Source organism: Streptomyces sp. NPDC091416, assembly GCF_044756845.1.
Lineage (GTDB): Bacteria > Actinomycetota > Actinomycetes > Streptomycetales > Streptomycetaceae > Streptomyces.
On record NZ_JBIVTU010000046.1, the window covers coordinates 1 to 4563 of the forward strand.

Consider the following 4563-nt stretch of genomic DNA (forward strand, 5'->3'; position numbering starts at 1 on the left):
CAAGCGAACCCCGAACGCCTGACCGGCGACGATGCCCCAACGTCACACCATCGAGCGATGACAAGACCGGCGGAACGCCACATCCCGCACTCTGACGGCGTGCAACCCCTATCAGTACTACGAGGGAACAGGCATCCACGACACCACGGCGGCCGAAGTCGCTGGGGGATGGGAAAACGTCGAGGGGACCCGCGTGCTGCTTCGCAAAGACGGGACTGCCCTTCTCGAAAAGCTCGACGGGCAGGACTTCGACTTCGATGACGGCTGGCGCCTCTCCGGTAAGGGCACCTGGCAACTGACAGACGACGACGGCGGACAGGTCGTCCGACTCGCGCTGACAGGCCGGACCCGAGTGGAGAGCCGTTCCCCCTTGCCGGCCACCGACACCTCGACTCCTGAAACCCCGTCGACGTACGCATGGTCCTTCTACGTGGACCGCGATCAGCACGACGAGCTGAAGCTGTTCTTCTTCTACGGCGATCCCGACATTGGGAACACCTACGTCATGACGCGCGAGGCAGGGTCATAGCCACTCGTTGATCGCTGCGACCAGCACAGTCGCCTCGTAGCGGACCGCCAGCTTGTCGTAGCGCGTGGCGACAGCGCGGTTTCTCTTGAGGCGGTTGATCCCGCACTCGACCGCATGGCGCTCGCGGTAGTCGGCCGGATCGAAGTGCGGCGGCCGGCCGCCGCGGGAGCCGAGCTTCTGGCGGTTGCGGGCCTGGTCCGCCTTGTCCGGGATGGTGCAGCGGATCCCGCGGCGGCGCAGGTAGGCGCGGTTCTCGCGGGAGGCGTACGCCTTGTCGCCCCGCACGCGGTCGGGGCGGATGCGCGGCCGGCCGGGCCCGATGCGGGGCACGCGGACCTTCTCCAGTACGGGTTCGAACTGCGGCGAGTCCCCGCGTTGCCCGGCGGTCACCACGATCGACATGGGCTTCTGGCCCTGTTCGACGTCCAGGTGCAGCTTGGTGGTGAACCCGCCGCGCGAGCGTCCCAGTGGCTCAACGCCGCGGGTGGGTGCGGGCCTGTTCAGGGTTGAGTGTGTGCTCACGAGGGTGTCCCGGAGCGGAGGCTGGCTGCGGAGCGGGTGTGGGCAGCGTGGGCGTGGTCTGCGCCTCGGCGCGGGCGCGTAGCTCGGAGAAGATCTCGGTCATGCGTCGGGCGTAGGGCAGGGGGTCCGGCCGTGGGTGCGTCCACTGGCTGCCGGGGAAGAGGTGAGCGCGGCCGGGGAAGGCGGCAAGCAGTGCTGTGAACTGGTCATCGCACCAAGAGGGCACCCAGGCCCCCGACCGGCACAGGAACACGGCGTCGAACGGCGTCGTCACCGCTCCTGCGTCGTCGACGTTCGTAGGCAGCGGGATCATGGGTGGGCGGGACTCGCCGTTCGGGCGCCAGGCCGGGTAGGTGAGGCGGAGCCGGCTGCCGTTGGCGTGGTGGACGAGCATCCAGTCCTCGCACGAGAACTCTCCCAGTTCGGCCCATTCCTCGAAGGACTGTGGGCCGTGATCGTGGGGGTAGCCACTGTCGTGGTGGGCGTCGAAGAGGTGGATGGCCTGCCACGCGGTGGCTGTCAGGTCGAACAGGGCGTAGTGGCGGGGGGTGAGCCGGCCTGCGTAGAGGTTGGAGTCTGCGTAGAACAAGGGCGGGTTGTCGCTGGTGAAGGTGAACCGGTCCCAGAAGTTCTGGTACCCCTCGCAACGGGGAGGTTCGATGCCGTGCCGCATGAAATCATCCGCGCGGAATGGCCAGACGGTTTCGCGCAGCATGTCGTTCTCCGCGTGGGCCCAGTCGTAGAGAGCTGCATCGCCGCGCTGGGGAGCAGCGGCGCCCTCGTAGGTGTTGTGGAAGAAGAAGTCAAAGTCGACCACGAGCAGTCGGCCACGCAGCCCTCCTGGAGTCATGCTCCCTCCGCCCTTCTCTGACAGATGGTTCGGGACTCATCCTCGCAGTCCACGCTGAGGCTGGGGGCTGAGGCGTGTGCCGTTCCCGTGGTGTGGGCCCCGAGATCGCATGCGTCCCGTGCACTGAGACGCTGTTGTCTTTCCGAGTCTGACGACTGTGTTTTCGCTGGTCAGGGGTGAGGGTGGCATCGGTGTGGGAGTGATGGGGTGTCGTTTCGTCGCTCTCGTGGAGGTCGCGGATGCCGTCGATGGTCGGACTACTGGAACAGCACGAGCTTGCCGCTCGTCGTCGCGTGGACGGGCTGCGTGAGGAAGCGGACCGCATCCAGGCCGAGCTCGCGGTGGCCGAGCAGGAGTGGTCGGAGTGGAGGATCGCCCGCGAGCGTGTCGGTGCGGTACTGTCCGCGCCGGGCAGTGACTCAGCCGGCGTGGTCGCCACCGACGTGCCAGAGGGTGTTGTGACGGGAGCCGAGGTGGAGGCATCTCCGCCTCTGGCGGTGAAGGCGAGGTCGCAGGTTCCGATGTGGCGCGAAGGGCTGGCCGCGACGGCACTGTCGGTGGACTACCAGCGCATCCTGGCCTCGGTCGAGGATCGGGTCCGTCTAGGGCAAGGGCCGCTGCCCTGTCAGGAGATGGCAGCCGTGTTCGGCCTGGATGTGGTGCCGGCCAAGGTGGAGGGGTTGCGGTCGAAGGCGAAACGCCTGGTCGCGCGGGGCTGGCTGGCCGAGCCGGCACCGGGCCGGTTCACCCTCGCGCGGAACGTGAGCGGGCCAGGCGGCGGGTCATGATCATGGTCATCGACCAGTAGATCATCGCCTCGGCGCTGCTCGTGGATCGTTCGAGTCACGCACCAGACGGCGGCTTCGCATCTGTTGGCGTACAGGCCGAAGTGCTCAGGCAGGTACACACGAACATGCTCACCGCGTCGGACACGATGACATCCCGGCCCCGTCGGACCGGGACCGCTGTCCTACGGCTCCAGCGGTTCGGTCGGCACGGGGAGGTCGAGAACACGGGCGAGGGCGGCTGTGACGGGACCGCAGCGGCCGGGCAGGTGCCTGGAGGTCCAGTCGGCTGCGAGTGCGAGAAAGTCGGTCAGGTCGCGTTCGGCGCCGGCGAGCAGGTGGCGGAGCTCGGTGGCGGACAGCTCGATCATTGGACTGTCGGTCTGCTCGTTGTTGACGGTGAGTCGGACGGTGTCGCCGAAGCGCTCCGCAAGCGGTGACACGGGTTCGTGACCGAAGCCGAGCAGGCTGCCCTCGTCGACGAACCGGTGCCACTCGCGCCAGTCCTCCAGGCCGTCGCAGCAGCCGGGCACGAAGGTCACCCCTGTGGAGTTGTTGGTGACCCGCAGGCCGCCGGCTGCGAAGAGGGAGTCGAAGGTCAGCAGTCCGTGGAGGAACGAGCCGAGTGCGTCGGCCGAACGCGGCGGCCGGTCGTCGTCGGGGTCGATGTCGTTGCAGCCCGCGATGCGCATCACCGCCGTCCCGACCTCAGCGGGTGAGAGCTCACCGCTGAGGGGAAGGAAGTCGAACGGCTCGATCTCGGCGACAGGCCAGAGGTCGAAGCCATCAGGGGTGTAGATCTCCAGGACGGGCTGCATCGCGATCACTCGGCGAAGTGTTCCGGATCCTCGCCCATACCGCCTCCGGATTACGCCGAGCGCCCTCGTCTTGGCCAAGGGAGCTGAGCACCTTTGTTTGTACCGTCCTGAGCAGATACGGGTGTACGCCGACAGCATCAGGTGGGCGAAGAGCCGCTCGACGATCCACCGCTTGGGCAGCACCACGAAGCCGCGCATGTCGTCGCTCCGCTTGACGATCGCCAGGACCAGCGCGAGGCCGGCCAGACAGTGCTCGACGAGGCTGCCGGTATAGCCGCCGTCAGCCCAGACGAGTTCCAGCCGGTGGTGAGCGTTGGTCACCCGCTCGAGCAGCACCTTCGCTGCGGCGCGGTCGCCGATGTCCGCCGCGGTGACCATGACGCCCAGCAGCAGGCCGAGCGTGTCGACCACCACGTGCCGCTTGCGGCCGTTGACCAGCTTCCCGCCGTCGAAACCGCGGCTGTCCGCGCCGACGACGGCGTCCGCCTTGACGGACTGCGAGTCGATCACACCGGCCGTCGGCTCCGCACCCCGCCCCGCCTCCTCGCGGACCCGGCCACGCAGTCGGTCGTGGAACTCTCTGACCAACGCGTGGTCGCGTCAGCGGCGGAAGAACGCATAGACCCGGTCCCACGGAGGGAAGTCGGCCGGCATGGCCCGCCACTTCGTTCCGTTGTCGACCAGATAGAGGATCGCGTCCAGTATCGCCCGGTGGCAGTACGCCTCCGGCTGCCCGCCCCGACCTCGCAGCCAGCCCGGCACCGGCAGCAGCGGCCGGACCACAGACCACTCCGCGTCCGTCATGTCCGAGGGATACCGCCGAACACGCTCTGGATGGTCGGCCGCATTCCCGAACCGGTGAGCGACACAATCACACGACAGAGCAGCCGAGTTGAACTCCGCCGGCGCGAGCACGTACAACTGCGGCAACAGGGTCCCCTGGATCTCGGTTGGCTTCGCAACTCCGAGCTACCAAGAGGCCCTGCCTTCATGCCCGCAGCCGGCCACGGTCACCCGAACGAGACTCCCGTTCGACGCCCACCCCTCAGGATCGGAACG

The 4563-nt window shown here is 67.9% G+C and carries 6 protein-coding genes; 2 read left to right on the plus strand and 4 right to left on the minus strand.

The features are described 5' to 3' along the window. The first annotated feature begins 193 nt into the window (after positions 1 to 193). Complete coding sequence (locus tag ACIQMX_RS42270; protein ID WP_402487008.1) at positions 194 to 529, plus strand: hypothetical protein; 336 nt, start codon at positions 194 to 196, stop codon at positions 527 to 529. Here the strand turns inward: ACIQMX_RS42270 and ACIQMX_RS42275 are convergent. Together ACIQMX_RS42275 and ACIQMX_RS42280 are read right to left on the minus strand one after the other, a co-directional pair. Next, complete coding sequence (locus ACIQMX_RS42275; RefSeq protein WP_402487011.1) at positions 524 to 1051, minus strand: IS5 family transposase; 528 nt, start codon at positions 1049 to 1051, stop codon at positions 524 to 526. The genes ACIQMX_RS42270 and ACIQMX_RS42275 overlap by 6 nt on opposite strands. After that, the gene (locus tag ACIQMX_RS42280; RefSeq protein ID WP_402487014.1) at positions 1002 to 1901 is read right to left on the minus strand and encodes a hypothetical protein; all 900 of its coding nucleotides are present in this window, start codon (positions 1899 to 1901) and stop codon (positions 1002 to 1004) included. The genes ACIQMX_RS42275 and ACIQMX_RS42280 overlap by 50 nt, the downstream gene beginning before the upstream one ends. A gap of 239 nt (positions 1902 to 2140) precedes the next feature. Between ACIQMX_RS42280 and ACIQMX_RS42285 the strand changes: the two genes are divergently transcribed. Continuing rightward, complete coding sequence (locus ACIQMX_RS42285) at positions 2141 to 2689, plus strand: hypothetical protein (RefSeq protein WP_402487016.1); 549 nt, start codon at positions 2141 to 2143, stop codon at positions 2687 to 2689. Between the two features lie 182 nt (positions 2690 to 2871). Here ACIQMX_RS42285 and ACIQMX_RS42290 read toward each other — a convergent pair whose 3' ends face one another. Together ACIQMX_RS42290 and ACIQMX_RS42295 are read right to left on the minus strand one after the other, a co-directional pair. Then, entirely contained in the window at positions 2872 to 4092 is a 1221-nt protein-coding gene (locus tag ACIQMX_RS42290) for a transposase (RefSeq protein ID WP_402487018.1), read from the minus strand. A 12-nt stretch (positions 4093 to 4104) separates the two neighbouring features. Then, positions 4105 to 4308 carry a transposase gene (locus ACIQMX_RS42295; RefSeq protein WP_402487020.1) on the minus strand — a complete coding sequence of 68 codons (204 nt, stop codon included), beginning with the start codon at positions 4306 to 4308 and terminating at the stop codon, positions 4105 to 4107. Positions 4309 to 4563: the final 255 nt, after the last annotated feature.